Raw genomic sequence first — 20372 nt, 5'->3', positions numbered from 1 at the left:
ACGCCTCACGCACGCCATCGGTCCGCCTGACGCCTCACGCGCACCGCCGGTCCGCCCCCAGGAACGTGCCGGTGCGTCGCGCGCTGCCGTAGCCGGCGGCGAAGGCGCCGCGCTCGAAGACCGGCTCGCCCGCCACGCACACCGCCCTGACGGCGGCGTCGCTGCGGTTCACCATGCGCCGCACGCCGCCGAAGTCCGGCATGGGCGCCTCGTGGTAGCCGGCCAGCCGGTCGTCGAGCCCGGCCGGGTCGACCACCACCAGGTCGGCCCGGTCACCCGCCCGCAGCGTGCCCGCCCGCAGCCCGAACCAGTCGGCCAGCTCGCCGGTCAGCCGGTGCACCGCCCGCTCCACCGTCATGAACGGACGGCCGTCCGCCTGCGCGGCCACCACGCGCTGCAGCAGCCGCAGCGGGAAGTTGTAGCAGGCCATGTTGCGCAGGTGCGCCCCCGACTCGGCGAACCCCAGGAGCACCGCCGGATCCCCGGCCAGCCGGTCCAGCACGTGCGGCCGCCCGCCCGCGACCGTCGTGCGCCAGCGCAGCCGCGAACCGTAGGCGACCACGAGATCGAGGAACGTCTCGGCCGGATGCCGTCCGCGCGCGTGCGCCACCTCCCCGAACGAGCGGCCCACCACCCCCTCGTCGGGGCAGGCCAGGATGTCGGCGTCGTACAGGTGCCGGAACCGGCTGTCGTAGTCGCGGCGGAACCACCGCCGGTACGCCCGCCTCGACAGCAGCCGCGCCCGCTCGGCCTCCTGCCGCAGGTGCAGCGCGGCCGCCGTGGCGCCGAACCCCTCGAAGATGGCCAGATCGATGCCGTCGGCGTACAGCTCGTACGGGATCGGCAGGTGCTGCCGGCGCACCTCTGCCCCCAGCAGCCGGTTGACCGGCGTGGTCAGGCGCGCCACCACGGGCGAGGCGCCGGAGTCGAGCGCCGGCAGCAGCGACGTCTTCAGCCGAGGCCGCACCCCCAGCCCGGCGCTGGCCAGGAAGAACAGCAGGCTGTCCCCCGGCCTGGCCGGGTCGGGGGCGCTCTGCAGCACCCGGCCGCGGGCACGCAGCACCCGGTGCAGCGCCCGGTACTCGCGCCAGCCCGCGAACGTGGACGGCAGCCGCGCCGAGCGGAACCGCTCGCCGTCGAGACGGCAGTGCGTGCTGGTCACCGTGGACAGGCCGAGGAAACCCGCGTCCAGGGCACGGCCGAGCAGCGCCGTCATCCGGTCGAGGTCCCTGCCCGACGCCGGATCGGCGCCCACCGCCCGGCCCAGCCCCATCACGTACGCGCGCAGGTCGGAATGGCCGAGGAAGGCGGCCACGTTCGGGCCGAGCGGGCGGGCCAGCAGCGCCCGCACGTACTCGTCGGCGCCCGACCAGCTCCGGTGCCGCTTCAGGGCGTCGAGCACGGCGGCGTGCGGCAGCGCCTCCACCCGGCTGAACAGGTCGGCCACGTCGTCGGCCGCGCAGTAGACGGCCGACAGCGAGCAGTTGCCGAGCACGACCGTGGTGACGCCGTGCCGGACGGACTCGGGCAGCCCGGGAGACAGCAGCACCTCGATGTCGTAGTGGGTGTGCACGTCCAGGAAGCCCGGCAGCACCCAGCAGCCGCCCGCGTCGAGCACCCGGCGGCAGCCCGCCTGCGGCAGCGGCTCGGCCGAGACGGCCGCCACCCGCCCGGCCCGCACCCCCAGGTCGCGCAGCGCTGACGGGCTTCCCGCGCCGTCGAACCAGCGGCCCCCCTTGATGATCAAGTCGAACATCGTGTCCTTCGGCTGTCGCGTACGGTGGGCGATCGTGCGATCACCCTACGACATGGGGCGGCGGCCGGACCGCGGCACGCCAGGCGTGTCCGGCCGCCGCCCCTCAGTCGACCTCCGCGACGGCCTGGGCGAACTGGGCCGAGTACAGCCGGGCGTAGGCGCCGCCCGCGGCCAGCAGCGACTCGTGCGTGCCCTGCTCGACGATCCGCCCGTCCTCCATCACCAGGATCAGGCCGGCGTCGCGGATCGTGGACAGCCGGTGGGCGATGACGAAGCTCGTCCGCCCCTCGCGCAACGAGCGCATCGCCCGCTGGATGAGCACCTCGGTCCGGGTGTCGACCGAGCTGGTCGCCTCGTCCAGGATCAGGATCGCCGGCTCCGACAGGAACGCCCGCGCGATCGTGATGAGCTGCTTCTCCCCCGCGCTGACCGCCGCGCCCTCCTCGTCGATCACCGTGTCGTAACCGTCGGGCAGCGTGTGCGCGATGCGGTCCACGTGCGCGGCCCGGGCGGCGGCCTCGATCCGCTCGCGCGTGGCGCCCTCCGCGCCGTAGCCGATGTTCTCCGCGATCGTGCCGCCGAACAGCCACGTGTCCTGCAGCACCATGCCGATGTCGGCGCGCAGCTCCTCCCGCGACATCCGCGCGATGTCGGCCCCGTCGAGCGTGATGCGGCCGCCCGTCACCTCGTAGAACCGCATGATCAGGTTGACCAGCGTCGTCTTGCCGGCTCCGGTGGGGCCCACGATGGCCACCGTCTGGCCGGGCTCCACGGTCAGCGACAGGTTCTCAATCAGCGGCCGGTCCTCGGCGTACCTGAAGGACACGTTCTCGAACGCCACCCGCCCCCTGACCGCCTCCGGCCGCACGGGCTCGGCCGGCTCGGCCGACTGCTCGGGCGCCTTCAGCAGCTCGAAGACCCGCTCGGCCGAGGCGGCGCCCGACTGCACGAGGCCCGCCATGCCGGCCAGCTGCGTCAGCGGCTGGCTGAACTGCCGCGAGTACTGCACGAACGCCTGCACGTCGCCCAGCGAGATCGAGCCCGAGGCCACCTTCAGCCCGCCCACCACGGCGACCAGCACGTAGTTGAGGTTGCCGATGAACATCATGGCCGGCTGGATGACGCCGGAGATGAACTGGGCGCGGAAGCTGGAGGCGAACAGGGCCTGGTTGTGCTCCTCGAAGGTCCCGGCCGCCTCCTTCTGCCTGCCGAACACCTTGACCAGCGTGTGCCCGCCGTACATCTCCTCGATGTGGCCGTTCAGCTTGCCCGTCGAGGACCACTGCTTGACGAACTGCGGCTGCGCCCGCTTGCCGACGGCCGCCGTCACGTACACCGACACCGGCACCGTCACCAGCGCGATCAGCGCCAGCACCGGCGAGATCCAGAACATCACCACCAGCACCGCCACGACCGTCAGCACCGACGAGACGAGCTGGCTCATCGTCTGCTGCAACGTCTGCGCGATGTTGTCGGTGTCGTTCGTGGCGCGGCTGAGGATCTCACCGCGCGGCTGGCCGTCGAGGTAGCTCAGCGGCAGCCGCGCCAGCTTGTCCTCGATCCGCTCGCGCAGCCGGGCCGCCGCCCGCTGCACCACCACCGTCGTCATCCGGAACTGCACGATCCCCAGCAGCGCCGCCACCAGGTAGAGCGCCAGAACCCAGCCCAGCACCTGGGCCAGGGCGGTGAAGTCGATGCCGCGGCCCGGCACGACGCTCATCGACGCCACCATGTCGGCGAAGGTGTCCTGGCCGCCGGCCCGCAGCCCCGCCACGGCCTGCTCCTTGCTGGCCCCCGCGGGCAGCTGCTCCCCGATGATGCCGGTGAAGATCAGGTCCGTGGCGTGGCCGAGGAGCTTGGGGCCGGCCACGGTCAGCGCCACCCCGGCCGTGCCCAGCGCCAGGATGACGATCAGCATCGCCCGCTCGGGACGCAGCAGCCGCATCAGCTCGCGCAGCGTGCCGCCGAAGTCGTGCGCCTTCTCGGCCGGCCCCGCCATCATCCGCCCGGGGCCGAACCCGGGCTGCGGGCGCCGCGCCGGCGCCTGTGTCGTCACGCTGCCGCCTCCTGTTCCGTGAGCTGCGACAGCACGATCTCCCGGTACGTCGGGCAGCCGTCCATCAGCTCCGCATGGGTGCCGCTGCCGGCCACGCGACCGTCCTCCAGGACGATGATGCGGTCGGCGTCGCGGATCGTGCTCACCCGCTGGGCCACGATCACGATCGTGGCGTCGGCGATCTCCGCGGCCAGCGCGGCCCGCAGCCGCGCGTCGGTGGCGTAGTCGAGCGCCGAGAACGAGTCGTCGAACAGGTAGATCTCCGGCCGGTGCACCAGCGTCCGGGCGATGGCCAGGCGCTGGCGCTGGCCGCCCGACACGTTCGTGCCGCCCTGGGAGATCGGCTCCTCCAGCCCGCCCGGCATCGCCTCCACGAACGCGCGGGCCTGCGCCACCTCCAGCGCCCGCCACAGCTCCTCGTCCGTCGCGTCCGGCCGGCCGTAACGGAGGTTCGAGGCGACCGTGCCGGTGAACAGGTACGGCGACTGCGGCACCAGGCCGACCGCCCGCGACAGCGCGGCCTGGTCGAGGTCGCGCACGTTCACGCCGTCCACCAGCACCTCCCCCGCGCTCGTGTCGAACAGCCGCGGGATCAGGTTGAGCAGCGTGGTCTTCCCGCTGCCCGTGCTCCCGATGATCGCCGTGGTACGGCCGGGCCGCGCCGCGAAGCTCACGCCGCAGAGCACCGGCTCCTCCGCGCCCGGGTAGCGGAAGTCCACCGACCGCAGCTCCAGCTCGCCGTCATGGCGCTCCGGCACGACGGGATCCGCCGGCCGGTGCACGGTCGGCTCGGTCGCCAGCACCTCCTCGATGCGCTCGGCGCACACCTCGGCCCGCGGGATCATCATGAACATGAACATCGCCATCATCACCGACATGAGGATCTGCATGAGGTAGGAGATGACGGCGGTGAGCGCGCCCACCTCCATGGCCCCGTCGGCGATGCGATGGCCGCCGAACCACACCACCGCGACGCTGGAGACGTTCACCACCAGCATGACCGTGGGGAACATCAGCGCCATCAGCCGCCCCACCCGCAGCGACACCTCGGTCAGCCGGTCGTTGTCCGCGGCGAACCGCTCGCGCTCGTACCGGTCGCGGACGAACGCCCTGATGACCCGGATGCCGGTGATCTGCTCGCGCAGCACCTGGTTGATGCGGTCGATGCGCTCCTGCATCGTCCGGAAGAGCGGCCGCATCCGCACGACGATCACCGCGACCACGACGATCATCACCGGCAGCGCCACCAGCAGCAGCGACGACAGCGTCACGTCCTGCCGCAGCGCCAGCACGATGCCGCCGACGCACATGATCGGCGCGGCCACCATCATGGTGAACGCCATCAGCACGAGCATCTGGATCTGCTGCACGTCGTTGGTGGTCCGGGTGATCAGCGACGGCGCGCCGAACCTGCCGACCTCCTGCGCGGAGAAGTCCTGCACCCGGTGGAAGATCGCGGCCCGCAGGTCCCTGCCCAGGGCCATCGAGGTACGGGCGCCGTAGTAGACCGCCACGGTCGCGCAGGCGATCTGGACGAGCGTCACACCGAGCATCACCAGCCCGATGCGCATGATGTAACCGGTGTCGCCCTTGACGACGCCGTCGTCGATGATGTCGGCGTTGAGTGCGGGGAGATAGAGCGTGGCCAGCGTCTGCACGAACTGGAAGAGCACGACGAGCGTGATCTCTCTCCGGTACGGCCTGAGCTGGACCCGCAGCAGACGGAGCAGCATCAGCAGGGGCTTTCTCGGTGGGGGTCTGGTAAGGGCCTGACGAGCAGCCCGTCGAGCAGCACGGAGACGATCTCCTCGTCCTCCATGTCCGCGAAGTCGCCGCCCTGGTCGAAACCGCGGTGCACGGACACCGCGGTCAGCATGAGCAGCAGCTGCGCCGCGGCCTCGGGCGAGCGCCGCAACCGGTCGCCGTCGGGCTCCATCAGGGCGGCCAGCGCGGTCTTGATACGGCGCCGGCCCTCCATCATCCGCTGCCCGAACTCGGCGTCCTCGGCCATCAGCTCCCGGGGCACGGCGAAGAGGTTGGCGTTGGCCGTCATCCCCGCCCGGAGCGTCGCGACCGCCTCGCGCAGCCGCTCCCGCAGCCCGGCCCGCGTGCCGATGGCCCGCAGCGCGTCCACGGCGTGCCGCGGGTCGAAGGCGCTCATCAGCGCCGCCCGCAGCAGCGTCGCCTTGTCGGGGAAGACGCCGAAGATCGTGCCCTCGGCCACGCCCGCGGCCTCGGCGATCTGACGGGTGCTCACCGCGGCGCCGTACTCCCGCAGCAGCGGGATGGTGGCGGCGATGAGCGCGGCCCGGCGGTCTTCCGGTGCCATCGCCGGCACCCTCCGCCTCTTGTTCATGCCCCGGAGCGTAATGAGCGAGTACTCACTCATTCAAGTGGTTTTATGGCGAGGACAGCGGGCGGGAATGTGGCCCTTTGGGCACGCACAGTAGTCATATGCGTTGCGAACTCGAGGCCGAGCAGCCGCCGACGATCACCCTGGGCCGCACCCGGCTCCGCGCCGCCCCGTACGCACCGGGCGGGGACGAGACGTGCGCGCTGCCCATGCCCGGCGTGATCCTCGCCCGCGCCGGCGAGCAGATCGAGCGGATCCGCGCGGCCTGGCGTGCCTCCCGCTACGAACGCTACCTCCCGGAGGCCCGCCACGCCCTGCTGCACCGCTTCTCCGCCGCCCTCACCCGCCTGCTCCCCGCCGCGGCCACCACCCCGTTCACCCTGGACGACCTCATCGGCGCCGGCGTCCAGCCCCGGCACCGCCGCCTCGTCACCACCCTCCTGCGCCTCCTGCACGAACACGACCTGGCCCGCCCCTGCCCGCCGGACAGGTGGCGTCTGACCGAACCGGCCGACCCCGACGAGCTCACCCGCGTCCTCCTCCAGCGGCACCCCGCCCACCTCGCCGAAGTGGTGCTCGGCGCCCGCGCCGGACGCCACCTGCCCGCCGTCCTCCGCGGCGAGCGCGACCCCCTCGACCTGCTCGGCGACGGCCTCCCGCAGCACCTGTACGACGTCGCGCCGGTGTGCCGCTTCACCAACCGCGTCGCGCGGGCCCTGCTCGCCCAGATCATCGCCGCCTGGCCCGGCGACCGCCCGCTGCGGGTGCTGGAAGTGGGCGCGGGCACCGGCGGCACCACCGCCGCCCTGCTCCCGCTCCTGCCACCCCACCTCACCCGCTACACCTCCACCGACCCCAGCCCCCTCGCCTGCGCCGCCGCCCGGCGCCGCTTCCCCGGCCACGACTTCCTCGACCACCATCGGCTCGACCTCGACGCCGACCCCACCTCCCAGGGCCTCACCACCGGCGGCCACGACGTCGTGATCGCCGCCAACGCCCTGCACACCGCCCGGGACCTGCCCGCCGCCCTGGACCGCGTACGCAGCCTGCTCGCACCCGGCGGGCACCTGCTGGCCGTCGAGACCCACGAACCCGGCCTGCTGCTCGGCGCCTTCGGCACGCTGGAGCACGCCTGGCCCGCCGAGGACGACCCCCTGCGGCCCCACACCATGCTGCTGCGCCGCGAGCAGTGGCCGCCGCTGCTGCGCGAGTGCGGCTTCACCCACATCGCCCGGGCCGGCGACGACACCCGGCCCGGCCGGGACACCTTCTCCGTCCTCCTGGCCGCCCGCCCCCGCGCCCGCACCCGTCCCCGCCCGCTCCCGGCCGCCGCCGCGAGGACCCGCTGGATCATCGCCGCGGAATCCGAGGACGAGCTTCCCCTGGCCGACGCGGTCGCCCGCCTCCTGACCGCACCGGACCTGGCCGCCGTCCCTGCCGAACCCGCCGCCACCGCCGCGACCGGCACCACCGGAGGGGGCACGGGCAACGCGGCCGGAAGCGGCACGGGCAGCACGGGGCGGGCGGTCGCGGTGCTCGCCGGGCAGGGGCCGGAACGGTGGAAGGAGCTGGTGTCCGGCCGACCGGCCGACGAGAGGGTGGCCGTCACGTTCGTGCCCGCCGAACGTGCCTCACACGCCGACGCCCAGCCACCTCACACGCCCACGAACGCAGGCGCAGATCCGAGTGCAGGCGCGGACGCGGACGCAGGCGCCGGCTCGGGCTCGGGCTCGGGCGCGCTGAGGGCCATCGCACGGGCCTTCGACGTGCTCCCCGCATCCGTCAGGCGCTCCCTGTACGTCGTGACCCGCCCTTCCACCGCCGGACGACCCCACGCCCCCGCCGACACCACCATCCACGAGGCCGCCACATCCATCGCCCGCGACCATCCCGCCCTCCATCTCCCCCGCATCACCCTCCACCCCGGAGACACCCTCGCCGCCGACGCCCGCAGGCTCGCCCACGAACTCCTCCACCCCACCCCGGACGAGCACGAGATCGTCCTGACCCCAAGAGGCCGCTTCGTCATCCGCGAGGTGCCCCACACCCCTCCCACCCCCTACGTCCTCGACCTCGAACCCGCGGGCCCCGCATGGACCCGCACCACCCCACCCCCACCCCCCGGCCCCGGCATGGTCGCCCTCGAAGTACGCGCCGCCACCCTGCCCCGCCCCCCGGGAAACAGGCCGCGGCGAACCGGACCCCCGCACGGCTGGTGGTCCTGCGCCGGCCTGGTCACCGCCGTGGGCGCCGGCGTGTCCGGCATCAGACCCGGCGACCGCGTGGCCGGGCTCGCTCCCGGCGCGCCCGCCTCCCACGTCCTCACCTCAGCACGCCTCCTGACCACCGTCCCCGCGGGCACGACCGACGCCGAGGCCGCCACCACCCCCCTGCCGAACCTGCACGCCCACCTGGCCCTGACCATCGAGGCCAAGCTCTCACCGGACGAAACCCTGCTCCTGCACGACGACGCCACCGGCCTCGGCCTGGCCGCCCTGCGGCACGCCCGCCACTGCGGCGCCCGCGTCGTAGCCGCCGCCCGGACCCCGGCCCAGCGCGACCTCCTGCTCACCTTCGGCGCGTGGCACGTGCTCGACGCCCTGGCCCCCGACGCACCCCGCCGGATGCTGGAGCTGACGGGCGGCCGGGGCGCCGAGGTGATGGCGGGGCCCGCTCCGTCCGGCTGGGACCGCGCGCTGTCCCCGGACGGGCGGTACGTGGAGCCCGGCGCCGCGAATCCCTCTGATCCGGACGTGTTCGCCGAGGTCATGACCGGAACGGCGCAGGACTGGTGTCGGCCGCTGCCGTACGGCGCCTACCCCGCGGCCCGCGTACGGGATGCCCTGGCGTCGATGCGAGACGGGGCGGCCCTCGGCGAGGTCGTGCTCTGCTTCGACCTGGCGGACGGCCCTGTTCCCACCCGGCCCGCGCCCTTTACAAAGTAGATCAACAGAATGCCCCTGTCTGATCAAGGGCCCGGATTTGTCTAGCATGGGCAGGGTTCGTGCGCGGAGGGAGGCCTGTGGAAGAGAGCGCGGCGCTGGCCCAGCTCGCCCGGCGGCTCGAAGAGGTGGTGAACGACCTGCGGGGGCTCCCCGTGGACGTCGAACGGCTGGCGGACAGCCCGCTCGTCCGGCAGCGCATCTCCGAGGCCGCCGCCTCAGCCGACGAGTTGCGCGCCATGCAGCCGGTGGGGCTGGCCGACACGGCGCGCGACGAGCGCACCACCCGGCGCGAGAACCTGGACGCCCTGGAGCGCGGCATGCGGATGCGGACGATCGTGCACGCCGACGTGCTGGCCAAGCCGCTCCACGCCGCGCGGATCAGGCAGTTGCACGCCGCCGGCGACCTGCATCGCGTGGTCGACGAGCCGATCCAGCAGCTGGTCATCTTCGACCGCACGGTGGCCTTCCTCCGGCCCACCCCCGTCGCCTACGCTCCCGGCGCGCTGCTGATCAGGCAGCAGAGCCTGATCACCGCCCTGATCGACCTGTTCGAGCGGACATGGGCCAGGGCCAGGGAGGTCACCGAGCCGACGCACCGGCTGACCGCGAGGGAGCACGAGGTCCTCGCGCTGATCGCCGAAGGACGCTCCAACAGCGCCGTCGCCCGCGCGCTGTCGATCACGGAGGCGGCCGTGGGCAAGCACGTGGCCAGCCTGTTCGCCAAGCTGGAGATCCCGGCCACGGCCGACGACAACCGGCGCGTGCTGGCGGTGCTCGCCTACCTGCGGGGAACGGCCAGATGAGCCCGCCCGGCGTGGCGGGCTCGTCCTCGCGCCGACGCCACCGGCCCCCGGGAAGCCTTGCGCCACCTGCCGGCCCGGCCGGCGCCCCGAACGTCAGCAGGCCGCTGCCGCGTGGCGCATCAGGGGCTCGGCGGCGCCGCGCAACTCGTCGCTGAACGGGGTGGGCCGCAGCGTGGCCGGATCGAGGTTGACGTTCACCCGGTAACCATCGGCGTGCACCACCTCCCGGTCCGGGGACAACACGCGGAACCCGTACACCCCGCTGGTACGGCCCAGCCGTTCGATCCAGAAGTGCACCAGAGGCTCGCCCGCCCCCACGATCGGCGCGTGGTAGGTCACCTTGAACTCCCGCACCGCCAGGAACACGTCCTTGAACACCGACCGAGCCGCGTCGGGCGACCAGCCGAGCCGCTGCCAGTACGCCCCGATGGCCCGCTCGACGAGCAACGCGTACCGGGAGTTGTGCAACAGGCCCATGGCGTCGAGATCGTCGAAATGCACCTGGACGGGCTCGTGCACGCCGTCTTCCATCATCATGATCAATCCTCCGGGAGAAGTGCGGGCTCAGGGCAGAGCGCGCGCAGCCGCTGCAGGACGGCGCGGCGGGCGTGGCCGAGGGCGGCGGGCCCGTCATGCAGGCGGGAGTGGATGATCACCATCTCCCCGAGCGCGTCGATCTCGTACGCGAGCTGCGCCGGATCCGCGCCGTCCACCAGCTCGCCCAGCTCCTTGGCCTGCGTCACCAGCCGCTGGATGAACTCCTGCCACTCGCGCATGGCCCGCGCGACGCGGTCGTGCACGGCTCCCGGCCGGTCGTCGAACTCGGCCTGCACGGTGAAGAAGAAGCACCCGCCCGGCAGCACGCCGTCGCCGTAGAACCGCAGCCGCGCCTCGTGCAGCGCGAACAGCCGCCGTACCCCGGCGGGAGCGCTCATGGCGGGGGCCACGACGTGCTCCTTCCACTGGCGGGCGGCCCATTCCACGGCGTCGAGCTGCAACTGCTCCTTGTCGCGCCAATGAGCGAAAAATCCGGACTTGCTGGTGCCAGTGGCCGTCGCCAGCCGCCCCAGCGAGAGCCCGTCCAGCCCTTCGACCGAGGCCAGGCCCACCGTCCGCTCGAGAATCGCCTCCCGGCTGCGCAACCCGCGCAGCCGCCGGCCGTCCTGCGTCATGTCGCCAAACTATACGAACGATCGGTCGTTTGCATAGTTGGGAGCGGCGATGCGCACCTCACCCGCCCTTGATCTGCCTGAGGATGCTCTCGTCGGTGATCTCCGTGTCCCTGGCCAGGAGGAGGGCCTTGCTGAGGATGAGCGCCAGCCGGTCGTCCTCCTCGAACGGCAGGAACAGCCGCTCGTCCCGCCCCCGCTCGGGCACGATGCACAGGTAGACGTCGCCCGGGTCCATGAGGACGTTCGCGCTGCCCACGTGGATCTTGTACGTGCGCAGGTCGCCGCGCACGACCAGGAACCGGTCCGTGAGCGTGCAGCGACCGCCGATGGCCGTGCGCGGCAGGATGCGCGCCAGGGCGTCGCGGCGCACCTCGCCCGAGGGCTGCAGCGGGCCGGCGGAGGTGTCGCGCCAGTAGGCCAGGTGGCGGTCGTGCCCGCGGTCGGCCCAGCCGGGGTCGCCCGCGATCGAGGTCACCGCCACGAACAGGTCCACGTCCCGCATGGCCTCGCTGAACACCAGCGGCGGCACCTCGGCCAGCGGCGCCTCCCGCCAGGCGCCCTCGTCGCCGCGCCGGTGGAAGCGCACCTGGTCGGTGCCGGCGTACTCGCCCGGCTCGTCGTAGAGGTAGTCGTGGTGGAACGACACCCGCCAGCGGCCCTCCGCCAGCACGCGGGTGGCGGCGTCCGTGTCGCCGCCGTCCCACGGGCCGAGCATCTTGGACTCCCAGTTCCTGGAGCGGAACATCGCGTACAGCCGCCGGTAGTCGACGACGTGCGCGGCGAAGCGGTCGGAGTAGGCGGCGGTCTCCTCCTCGGCCGGAGTCAGCGGGTAGACCTCGCGGAACGCCTGCTTGAACGGCTGCCTGACCCGCCCCTCGGTCACGGCCTCCCGCCGGCGGGCCACCTCCTCGGCGCCCGCCCGCGCCGGATGCCACAACCGCACCCGCCGCCCCTCACCCTCCGGCCCGCCCGGCCCGCCGAGCTCGCCCAGCCCGTCGAGCCCGTCGAGCCCGTCGAGCCCGTCGAGGCCGGCTTCCGGCGCGAACGCGGGCGGCAGGGCCCGCCACTCGCCGGGAGCGGTCTCCACCTCCCAGATCAACCGGGCCACCACCGTGCCCGCGATCGGGTGCCCGGCGACCTGCTCGCGCCACGTCCCGTACGGCCACGACATCTCCCCCGCGAACCCGGCCTCCAGCGCCCGGCACAGCGTCGTCACCTGCCGCCGCACCTGCTTGACCAGCTCGCGCAGCCGCTTGACCTCCTCGGGATGCTCCCTGCGCACCGCCGCCGGCACGCTCTTGAGCGCCTTGCCGCCCTGCCACCAGCCCAGCTCGAACTCACCGCCCGCGCCGGGCGCGATCACCGCCGTGTGCTCCCCCAGCGGCACCTCCAGCCGCCCTCCGGGCCCGAACCCCAGGTCCGGCATGCGGAAGGCCACCTCGACCCGGTCGGCCAGCCCCGGCTCGGCCTTCTTGATCATGCGGTCGAGCTGCTTGACCACCCCGGCGTGCCGGGTCGCGGCGCGGGCCGCGCGCAGCGCCGTGACGGCCTCGGGCGTCGGGAAGCGCCCGACCGCCCTGCCGAGCTCGAACAGCAGCGCCTGCGACGGCAGCGTCTTGGCCTTCGTCGGCGCGACGGCCACCCGGGCCAGCAGGCTGCCGAGCAGCTCGGGCAGCCACGGCGCGTCGCAGTGCAGCGCCAGCCGCGCGGCCCGGCCGAGCGCCGGCACCTCGGCCGCGCTGAACGCCTTGTCGGCCCGGTACGGCAGCTCCCCCGCGTGGATCGCGGCCAGCCGCGCCTCGGCCGCCTCCAGCGCGGAACGGGCGAAGCCGGCGTACGGCCTCAGCGCCGCCAGCCGCTCCCAGACGCCGGGCAGCTCGGGCGGCGACCCGTACGAGCGCGGCCCCACCTCGGCCACCAGCGCCCGGCCCGCCGGATCGAGCCCCAGCACCACCTCCCGCTCGGCCACCGCCAGCGACCCCGGCGCCTCGTCCATCGGCTCGCCCTCCACGTCCATCCCGGCGACCGCGGCCACGGCCAGCAGCGCGTACGGCGCCTCGAATCGCGAGTGCGCCACCATGAACCCGGTCAGCACCCGCGCGATCCCGGCCAGCTCCGCCCGCGGCGCCCCGCCGGGGCAGCGCAGCAGCGCGCCCGCCGCCAGGCACACGTCGGCCCACCGGCGCCTGCCCAGCCCGTCGGCCAGCGCCTCGTAGAGCGCGAGGCAGGACTCGGGGGTGAACTCCGGCTGCCGCCGCCTGACCTCGTCCTCGACGGCGCACCGCATGGAGAAGGCGGGGCCCGTGCCCCTGGTCCGGTAGGCGAGCGGCAGCAGATGCCCCAGGTCGGCCGCCGTCAGCCGGGACGCGTCAGGCCACGGGTCGGGGTAGCCGATGCCGGGCTCGGTCAGGTGGCGGTGGAGGTGCCGGGCCTCCGGGGAGAGCAGGTCGATCACGTTCACGGGTCAGCAGAGTGCCGCACCGGACCGACAAAAGCACATCGCCGCAGGCCGCGCGCGGTCCCGCGCTCCGCGCGGCTCTCTTCCTCATCGGCTCCTGCCCGGCTCGAAGCGATCCCCGGGTCAGGACTCGGGCCGGCAGACGGTGCCCGGCGGCGGCAGCGCGCCGCCGGGCTCGACGGTGTTGCGCGGCGCGAGGCTCACCACGTCGAACCGGTCGCGCAGCCGCGCGAACCGCCCGTGGAACTGCTTCAGGTCGTCGATCCCGGACGCCCCTGGGCCGCCCGGGATCGAGAGGACCGTGCCGATGCGGCGTTCCGCGCCCGAGGCAGGGAGCAGGCCCAGCGGGAATGGTGATCTTCCCAGGCAGGCCCGTCGTCCGCGAGCCGCCGCGCGTAGCGGGCGCCGTCCCGCAGTCCGCCCCGTCCGCGGGGCGTCGCACGTGGCGGGCGCCGTTCACCCGGCGCCGGGGCGCGGGGCCTGGAAACGCTCGTGGTTGGCGACGGTGGACAACGAGCGCGGCTCGGCCCGGTCGAGGTACAGGACGCCGTTCAGGTGGTCGGTCTCGTGCTGGGCGATGCGGGCCGGCCAGCCGGACAGCTCCAGCTCGTACGGCCGCCCGCCGCCGTCGGCGGCCGACAGCCGGACCAGCGCATGCCGCGCGACGACGGCGGTCAGCCCCTCGACGCTCAGGCACCCCTCGTAGAAGGCGCGGTAACGCGACCCGAGAGGGGTCACGACGGGGTTGACGAGCTCCAGCCGCGGTTGCGGCGCGCGCTCCCGCTCGGCGGCGATCTCCGCCGGCACCTCGGCGGGGTCCTCGATGACCGCCAGCGCCAGGGGGATGCCGACCTGCGGAGCGGCCAGCCCCACGCCCACGCCCGGCAGGTGCCGGAACATCGCGTCGAGCAGCTCGCGCAGCAGGGCGTCGGGGAGCTGGCCGTCGTACGGCTCGGCCGGGCGGCGCAGCACCGGGTCGCCGACCTGCGTGACGGACCAGGGTCTGGGCGCCGCCAGGAGGGCCTGCACCTGCTCGACCAGCTTCGCCGCGCCGCTCATCGCACGCCTCCCGCCGTGTGCTCGTGTTCCATGCGAGAGAGTCCTTCCGCGCGGTGGGCGTTCATCGGTCGCTCAGCAGACGGTAGAGCATGGGTGCGCCATGGCGCACCACCCCCTGCCCCTTCGGCTCCCGCTCACGGGGCGGGCTCGGCGGCCTCGGGCGGTGAGCCCGTCAGCGGCGTGGTGTCGTGGTACCTGACCCCTCGATCCGGATGACGCCCGGATGCGTCGTCTGCACCAGGAACTCCACGAAGCCCGGCACCCGCCGCCCCCACGCGCGGATCTCCTCGGGCCCGGCGAGCTCGGCCGGGATGTCGGGCATCCGCAGCACGCCGTCCGGCGTGAACAGCGACGCCAGGCGGTCGTAGTCACGCATCATCGCCGCATCGGTGAACTCGCCGCGCAGCGCCTCGATCTCGACGCGGTCGGCGATGGCCTGAAAATCGTTCATCGGTTTCCTGCTCGCTGGATGGGGTGTCCTTCTCGGCAGTACGACGAGGCGGCGCCGCGAATTGTGACGCGGCCAGGCGCGCGGTGCCGCCGGTTGTGGGAGCCTTTGCCCCATGCTCCCGAGCGAGGTGGAACGTGCGGTCTCCCGCTACCTGTCCGTGGCCGACCGGCTGCTCCCGGGGCGGATCCGCGGCTTCTACGTCGTCGGCTCGGTCGCGCTGGGCGCCTGGCAGGCAGGCCGCAGCGACATCGACTTCGTCGCCACGGTGGACGACGACCTCGGCGAGCGTGACCTGCGGCGGCTGTCCCTGCTGCACAAGGCCGGCAACGTGCCGGCGGCCTGGCAGGCCCTGACCCGGGCCCGGCCGGCCATCCCGGGCACGCTGAACGGCGTCTTCGTCGCAGCGGGCGACCTGGGCGAGCCGGTCACGCGCATCCGGCCGGTCGCCTCGCACAGCGGCCCGTCCTTCAGGCGAGGGCGGGGGTTCGAGGCGAACCCGGTGGTGTGGAAGGTGCTCCTGGACCAGGGCGTCACCGTACGCGGCCCCGCCCCGGGCGAGCTCGGCCTCGACCCCGAGCCTGGGCGGCTGCGCGAGTGGAGCCTGCGGCAGTTGCGCGGTCACTTCAGCGCGTGGGCCGGCAGAGCGCTGTCGAGCAGGCCGCCGCGCAAGCCGCTGCAGCCGGCGCATCGGGTGGCGATCGCCGCCGTGCTGTCCCCGCCCCGGCTGCACCACACGGTCGTGACGGGCGAGGTGATCTCGAAGGAGGCCGCGGCGGCGTACGCGCTGGACACCTTCGGGGCGCGCTGGCATCCGCTGATCCGCCTCGCGCTGGCCCGGCGGCTCGGGCTGCCGGCGCCCGCCGGCGGCGGCACGGCCCTGAGCGATCGGCGTGCGCTGCCTCGTCTGGCGGGCGAGTTCACGCGCGAGGTGATCGCGAGCGCGGGCTCCAGAGTGTGATCGCCCTGCGCGGGACCGGGCTCACGGCTCCTGCCCGGCGCAGCCGGCGAACAGGCCCGGCAGGAAGTGCTCGCGGTCCCCGATCTTCCAAGGCCGCCCGCTCGGCGGAGAGCCCGGACGGGAACGCCCGGGCGGGCGTCGTCAATGTCACGGGCCAGGATGGGGAACGGCCGAAGGGCCCCATTGAAATGGCTCGCCCCCGGCGGCTGCGCGCTTTATCCTCCGCGTATGCCTGGTCTCCTAAAGTCCGCGTGCCGCGGGCATGAGGAAAGGCCCCCTATTGAAGAGGCCTTTCCCGGGCCAATCTAGTGCGCGGCCTCGTACTTCTGGATCACAGAAGAGGCGATGCGGCCGCGTTCGCTGACCGGCAGACCGTGCGCCTTCGCCCACTGCCGGATCTCCTGGCTCTTCTCCTTGCTCATGGCCCGCGTCGCGCCGCCGGCGGTGCGGCGGCCGCGCGGCCGCGACGTGGCAGTTGTCTCGTCGCGCCGCGCCTTCGCGATGAAGGGCGCCAGGGCCGCGCGTAGCCTGTCCTCGTTCTCGGGCTTCAGATCCATGACGAACCGGTCACCCTTGATGCTGAAGGAGACGGGGTTCTCGTCCTCCATGGGGGAGCCGTCGAAGTCGTCCGTGATCGTTTCAATCAACCTCTTGGCCATGCTGGCACTCCAATTCAGCCCCAGGTTGTGCGGTACTGTAGCGCTCTGCGCGATGCCGTCAAGCCGTATCGAGATTTACCGGAAATTTTCTGTGCGCGGACAGGCGGACCAGCATGAGTTCGCCTTGGTCATTCTACCTAAATAAATCTCCGCACCGGAAGATTCAGACTTCAACCGTGCCGCATTGCGCCGCCGGTCGTTTCATTGGAACCCCGGCCGCCCCTGCTCCGAAGGTCTCCCGGCCCGGCTTTTCGGGTATGTCAATTTGGACATTTCGACCGCTCAGCCACTGTGATGAATGCGGCGGGCGAAGTAATTTGCAGCCATGCACAGGTCATGGGGCGCAAGTGCCCTGCCGCGAAAGACCGCTCGCCTGTCCGTCGCCGCCGCCGTTCTCGTCGCCGCCGTTCTCGCCGCCGTCTGGGCCGGCCCGCCCGCCGGGTACGCGGCCGACGGCGCGCCCACGAGTCCCGATCCGGTCGTCGTCTGGGACAGGAACGCCCAGACGGCCATCTACGAGGTCGCCGGCCAGCCGCCGCAGGTCACCGCGCGCAGCTTCGCGATGGTGCACGGGGCCGTCTACGACGCGGTGAACGCGATCGCGGGCGCCCCGTACGAGCCATATCTGGTCGCGCCGCGCGCCAGCGGGCGCGAGTCCACGAGCGCGGCCGTCGCCACCGCGGGCCACCTCGTGCTGGACGCCCTCTTCCCCGCCCAGCGCGACCGGCTGCGGGCCCAGTACGACGAGGCCCTGGCACAGATCCCCGACGGCAGCGCCAAGCAGCAGGGCATCGCCATCGGCACACGCACGGCCGGTGCGATGATCGCCGCGCGGAAGGACGACGGGGCGTTCGGCGGCCAGACCTGGCCCGTGGGCACGCAGCCGGGGCAGTGGCGGCCCACGCCTCCCGCCTTCGCCTCGGACGGCGCCTGGGTCGGGCAGGTCAGGCCGTTCGTCATCCCCAGCGCGTCCATGTTCCGGACCTCTGGGCCACCCGCGCTCACCGGCCGCCGCTACGCCCGCGACCTGAACGAGGTCAAGACGGTCGGCTCGGCCACCAGCACCGTCCGCACGGCCGACCAGACGCAGGCCGCCATCTGGTGGCACGACCGGCGGCTGACCGAGTGGGAGATCAAGCGGCAGCTCGCGGCGTCCCAGCGGCTGGACACGCTGCGGACGGCGCGCATGTTCGCGATGACGAACCTGGCCGAGGCCGACGCCACCATCGCCTGCTTCAACGAGAAGGCGGCGTGGAACTTCTGGCGGCCCGTCACCGCGATCCGGCTCGCCGGCGACGACGGCAACCCGGCGACGGCCCCCGACCCCGAGTGGACGCCGCTGCTCGTCACGCCGCCGCACCCCGACTACACCTCCGGGCACGCCTGCTTCACCGCGGCGAGCATGTCGGCGCTGACCCACTTCTTCGGGCGCGACGACCTCCCGTTCAGCGGCTACAGCGCCGACTCGGGGACCACGCGGCACTTCCGCGGCTTCTCGCACGCGCTCGCCGAGGTGATCGAGGCCCGGGTGTGGGGCGGCATCCACACGCGGTCGGCGGACGTGGCGGGGGCCGGGATCGGGAGGAACGTCACGGCCTACGTGGTCGCCCACGAGCTCCGGCCGAGGCGCTGACACCCCCGTGGCCGCGCACCGGCGCCGGTGCGCGGCCACGGGTCACCTTCCGGCTTCCTGCCCCGGGCTCATCCGGCGAAGTCGACGTCCTTCGTCTCGACCGTCCCGCCCGTGCGGCCCGGCGCCGCCTGGTACTTCCAGTAGAGGTTGGTGTGCGCGATCACCAGGTCGGGCGTGGGCGCGCCCCACTTCGACATGTCCTCGGTCGTGTGGGCGTCGCTGACGAGGATCGCGTCGTACCCCCTGACGAGCGCGCCGTGCAGCGTCGAGCGGATGCAGACGTCGGTCTGCGCGCCGGCGACCACCAGCCGCCCGACCTCGAGCCCCGCCAGCACGCTCTCCAGCGTGGTGTCCTCGAAGGAGTCGGGGTAGCTCTTCTCGACCAGCGGCTCGTCGTCCGACCTGCCCAGCTCGGGGACGATCCGCCACTCCTCGCTCTCCCGCTGGAGCTCCTCGTCGTTGTGCTGCACCCAGACGACGGGGACCTGCTCGACCCGGGCCTTGTCGACCAGGCTCGCCACGTTGGCGACCACCGCGTCGCGCTCGTGTGCCTGCCCCACGACGCCGTTCTGCACATCGATGACGATGAGCGCGGTCTTCGGCCGGTTCTCCAGTGTGGTCATGTTGCCCCCTTAATCGTGCTTTGTCGTGCACGACCGTACCGCTGGGGCTCCGCGTACCGGAAGTGCGCGGCCGGCCTCGGGGACGTCGCGCCTGCCCGCCGGAACTACCGGCTCGGACGAGCCGTTCAGCCGGTATGAGCACTGAGTCGAAGATCGATCGGTTCCGGCACCTTCCGGAGCGGCCCGACCCGGCCGCCTGGCAGGCCGGGCGGGACGAGGGGCCGTTGCCGCAGGCGATCGCCGAGCCGGTGGAGATCGGCGACACGGGCATGCGGTGGGTGGCGCCCGAGCTGGAGGCGGCCCGCCGGATCAGCGACGCGATCGTACGCCGCGCCCGCTGACCCGGCGGGCGGGCACGTGATCGGCTCTGCCGCGGCTTCCAGCACATCGCCGAGCTCGTCGGCCGCCGCTGGACCAGCGCGATCCTGCTCGCCGGGCAGCGCGGCGCCCGCCGCTTCAGCGAGTACCACCTGTCGGTGCCCGGCATCTCCGACCGGCTCCTCGCGCAGCGGCTGAAGGAGGTCGGCGGGGGCTTGCGGCGCAGCGGCGCAGCGCCGCCGGCCGGTCACCTTCCTGACCTGCGGTTACCAGCCGCCGCGGGCCCCTGACCGCGCACGCCCGCGCGACATACCGGCGGCATACCGGCGCGCCGTAGTGTGGCGTACCGCACCCATCGGCTGCGGGAGTGGGGAGCACGACGGTGGCCCCGGCGTACCAGTTCCTACGAGCCGTTCCAGTCGAGCGGCCCGTAGATGGACGCGGGGGCGCCCGTCGTGAGCGCCCAGTACCTGTCGCCGTAGGACCAGTGCCACCACTCGGTCGGATAGTTGATGAACCCTGCCGCGCTCATGGCCCGAGCGAGCAGGCGCCTGTTGGCTCGCGGCCGGGAGGAGACCGCCGGATGATGCGTGTAGCAGGCGCCGCCGCTCTCCTCCGGGCCGGCGTTGACGGGGGTGCCCATGTCGAGCTCGGCGCCGTCGGCGTCGATCAGTGTGAGGTCGACGGCGGCCCCGCACACGTGGGGCGCCACCTCGGGCGGCGCGAGCGAGCGGCCGGCCTGGACGTGGACGCGTTCCTCGGGCCACGAAGGGTTGGCGTCGCGGAGCTCGGCGGCGTACCGGTCGAAGTAGTGCCGCTGCAGTGTCAGCGGCCGGTAGCCCTCGACGATCAGCAGCCGGTGTTCCCCGGGCAGGTGTTCCTGTGCCGACAGCAGCCGATCGACGAGGCCGATGCGCAGCCGGGCGTACGCGCCGGCGTCGTCGGCCTGGCGGCCGTCGAGCGCCAGCTCCGGCACCCTGCGCAGGTCGAACAGCGGTTCACCGCACTCCATCACCGGAATGGCCAGGAGCCGGCGATCCGACATCAGCACGATGGATTCATCTGTCATGTGCAACGGTCCTTCGCTCGCCTTTCTCATCGAGCATGAGGGGGCCCGCTGTAAGTTCG

Annotated in this window: 18 protein-coding genes; 6 read left to right on the top strand and 12 right to left on the bottom strand. The window is 73.3% G+C overall.

The genetic code is table 11. The features are described from left to right. Positions 1-34: 34 nt before the first annotated feature. The 4 genes from HD597_RS12810 to HD597_RS12795 all read right to left on the bottom strand — a co-directional run bounded on the left by HD597_RS12810 (position 35) and on the right by HD597_RS12795 (position 6168). Positions 35-1747 (bottom strand): N-acyl-D-amino-acid deacylase family protein, encoded by a 1713-nt coding sequence (locus HD597_RS12810; RefSeq protein ID WP_253742240.1) that lies wholly within the window; start codon positions 1745-1747, stop codon positions 35-37. Between the two features lie 112 nt (positions 1748-1859). Then, a complete protein-coding gene (locus HD597_RS12805) occupies positions 1860-3812 on the bottom strand; it encodes an ABC transporter ATP-binding protein (RefSeq protein WP_308210600.1) in 1953 nt (650 codons plus the stop codon). Then, on the bottom strand, positions 3809-5545 hold the full coding sequence (locus HD597_RS12800) for an ABC transporter ATP-binding protein (protein ID WP_253742239.1): 1737 nt from the start codon (positions 5543-5545) through the stop codon (positions 3809-3811). The genes HD597_RS12805 and HD597_RS12800 overlap by 4 nt, the downstream gene beginning before the upstream one ends. Beyond that, positions 5545-6168, bottom strand: a complete 624-nt coding sequence (locus HD597_RS12795) for a TetR/AcrR family transcriptional regulator (RefSeq protein ID WP_253742238.1) — start codon at positions 6166-6168, stop codon at positions 5545-5547. The genes HD597_RS12800 and HD597_RS12795 overlap by 1 nt, the downstream gene beginning before the upstream one ends. A gap of 98 nt (positions 6169-6266) precedes the next feature. Here HD597_RS12795 and HD597_RS64405 point away from each other — a divergent pair, with 98 nt between their 5' ends. Together HD597_RS64405 and HD597_RS12780 are read left to right on the top strand one after the other, a co-directional pair. Continuing rightward, complete coding sequence (locus HD597_RS64405) at positions 6267-9110, top strand: methyltransferase (protein ID WP_276082898.1); 2844 nt, start codon at positions 6267-6269, stop codon at positions 9108-9110. Positions 9111-9187: 77 nt separating this feature from the next. After that, complete coding sequence (locus tag HD597_RS12780) at positions 9188-9913, top strand: helix-turn-helix transcriptional regulator (RefSeq protein ID WP_253742237.1); 726 nt, start codon at positions 9188-9190, stop codon at positions 9911-9913. A 93-nt stretch (positions 9914-10006) separates the two neighbouring features. Here the strand turns inward: HD597_RS12780 and HD597_RS12775 are convergent, their stop codons facing one another. From HD597_RS12775 to HD597_RS12755, 5 genes are all read right to left on the bottom strand, one after another. Beyond that, positions 10007-10450, bottom strand: coding sequence for an acyl-CoA thioesterase (locus HD597_RS12775; protein ID WP_253742236.1), 444 nt, complete (start codon positions 10448-10450; stop codon positions 10007-10009). Positions 10451-10452: 2 nt separating this feature from the next. Further along, positions 10453-11085 (bottom strand): TetR/AcrR family transcriptional regulator, encoded by a 633-nt coding sequence (locus HD597_RS12770; RefSeq protein WP_253742235.1) that lies wholly within the window; start codon positions 11083-11085, stop codon positions 10453-10455. A 58-nt stretch (positions 11086-11143) separates the two neighbouring features. After that, on the bottom strand, positions 11144-13546 hold the full coding sequence (locus HD597_RS65785; protein ID WP_253742234.1) for a DUF4132 domain-containing protein: 2403 nt from the start codon (positions 13544-13546) through the stop codon (positions 11144-11146). A gap of 453 nt (positions 13547-13999) precedes the next feature. Continuing rightward, the gene (locus HD597_RS12760; protein WP_253742233.1) at positions 14000-14602 is read right to left on the bottom strand and encodes a peptide deformylase; all 603 of its coding nucleotides are present in this window, start codon (positions 14600-14602) and stop codon (positions 14000-14002) included. Between the two features lie 172 nt (positions 14603-14774). Next, positions 14775-15053: a nuclear transport factor 2 family protein gene (locus HD597_RS12755; protein ID WP_253742232.1), complete on the bottom strand. Its 279-nt coding sequence runs from the start codon at positions 15051-15053 to the stop codon at positions 14775-14777. A gap of 112 nt (positions 15054-15165) precedes the next feature. Here HD597_RS12755 and HD597_RS12750 point away from each other — a divergent pair, with 112 nt between their 5' ends. Continuing rightward, positions 15166-16011 (top strand): aminoglycoside adenylyltransferase domain-containing protein, encoded by an 846-nt coding sequence (locus HD597_RS12750; protein WP_253742231.1) that lies wholly within the window; start codon positions 15166-15168, stop codon positions 16009-16011. 305 nt (positions 16012-16316) lie between these two features. Here HD597_RS12750 and HD597_RS12745 read toward each other — a convergent pair whose 3' ends face one another. Beyond that, positions 16317-16670 carry a histone-like nucleoid-structuring protein Lsr2 gene (locus tag HD597_RS12745; RefSeq protein ID WP_276082897.1) on the bottom strand — a complete coding sequence of 118 codons (354 nt, stop codon included), beginning with the start codon at positions 16668-16670 and terminating at the stop codon, positions 16317-16319. Between the two features lie 325 nt (positions 16671-16995). Here HD597_RS12745 and HD597_RS12740 point away from each other — a divergent pair, with 325 nt between their 5' ends. Then, positions 16996-18303: a vanadium-dependent haloperoxidase gene (locus tag HD597_RS12740; protein WP_253742229.1), complete on the top strand. Its 1308-nt coding sequence runs from the start codon at positions 16996-16998 to the stop codon at positions 18301-18303. Between the two features lie 68 nt (positions 18304-18371). Here HD597_RS12740 and HD597_RS12735 read toward each other — a convergent pair whose 3' ends face one another. After that, on the bottom strand, positions 18372-18926 hold the full coding sequence (locus HD597_RS12735) for an isochorismatase family protein (RefSeq protein WP_253742228.1): 555 nt from the start codon (positions 18924-18926) through the stop codon (positions 18372-18374). A gap of 134 nt (positions 18927-19060) precedes the next feature. Here HD597_RS12735 and HD597_RS12730 point away from each other — a divergent pair, with 134 nt between their 5' ends. Then, positions 19061-19267: a hypothetical protein gene (locus HD597_RS12730; protein ID WP_253742227.1), complete on the top strand. Its 207-nt coding sequence runs from the start codon at positions 19061-19063 to the stop codon at positions 19265-19267. Between the two features lie 45 nt (positions 19268-19312). Beyond that, positions 19313-19534, top strand: coding sequence for a winged helix-turn-helix transcriptional regulator (locus HD597_RS12725; protein ID WP_308210962.1), 222 nt, complete (start codon positions 19313-19315; stop codon positions 19532-19534). Positions 19535-19647: 113 nt separating this feature from the next. Here HD597_RS12725 and HD597_RS12720 read toward each other — a convergent pair whose 3' ends face one another. Then, positions 19648-20313, bottom strand: coding sequence for a M15 family metallopeptidase (locus HD597_RS12720; RefSeq protein WP_253742226.1), 666 nt, complete (start codon positions 20311-20313; stop codon positions 19648-19650). Positions 20314-20372 lie beyond the last annotated feature (59 nt).

The organism is Nonomuraea thailandensis, assembly GCF_024172165.1.
Classification (GTDB): domain Bacteria; phylum Actinomycetota; class Actinomycetes; order Streptosporangiales; family Streptosporangiaceae; genus Nonomuraea; species Nonomuraea thailandensis.
This window is presented reverse-complemented; position numbering and strand designations above follow the sequence as displayed.

Coding starts and splice junctions, on each gene's coding strand:
- HD597_RS12800 (WP_253742239.1), bottom strand. CDS start 5,545: ATGCTGCTCCGTCTGCTGCGGGTCCAGCTCAGGCCGTACCGGAGAGAG.
- HD597_RS12795 (WP_253742238.1), bottom strand. CDS start 6,168: ATGAACAAGAGGCGGAGGGTGCCGGCGATGGCACCGGAAGACCGCCGG.
- HD597_RS64405 (WP_276082898.1), top strand. CDS start 6,267: ATGCGTTGCGAACTCGAGGCCGAGCAGCCGCCGACGATCACCCTGGGC.
- HD597_RS12775 (WP_253742236.1), bottom strand. CDS start 10,450: ATGATGATGGAAGACGGCGTGCACGAGCCCGTCCAGGTGCATTTCGAC.
- HD597_RS12770 (WP_253742235.1), bottom strand. CDS start 11,085: ATGACGCAGGACGGCCGGCGGCTGCGCGGGTTGCGCAGCCGGGAGGCG.
- HD597_RS12760 (WP_253742233.1), bottom strand. CDS start 14,602: ATGAGCGGCGCGGCGAAGCTGGTCGAGCAGGTGCAGGCCCTCCTGGCG.
- HD597_RS12755 (WP_253742232.1), bottom strand. CDS start 15,053: ATGAACGATTTTCAGGCCATCGCCGACCGCGTCGAGATCGAGGCGCTG.
- HD597_RS12750 (WP_253742231.1), top strand. CDS start 15,166: ATGCTCCCGAGCGAGGTGGAACGTGCGGTCTCCCGCTACCTGTCCGTG.
- HD597_RS12745 (WP_276082897.1), bottom strand. CDS start 16,670: ATGGCCAAGAGGTTGATTGAAACGATCACGGACGACTTCGACGGCTCC.
- HD597_RS12740 (WP_253742229.1), top strand. CDS start 16,996: ATGCACAGGTCATGGGGCGCAAGTGCCCTGCCGCGAAAGACCGCTCGC.
- HD597_RS12735 (WP_253742228.1), bottom strand. CDS start 18,926: ATGACCACACTGGAGAACCGGCCGAAGACCGCGCTCATCGTCATCGAT.
- HD597_RS12730 (WP_253742227.1), top strand. CDS start 19,061: ATGAGCACTGAGTCGAAGATCGATCGGTTCCGGCACCTTCCGGAGCGG.
- HD597_RS12720 (WP_253742226.1), bottom strand. CDS start 20,313: ATGACAGATGAATCCATCGTGCTGATGTCGGATCGCCGGCTCCTGGCC.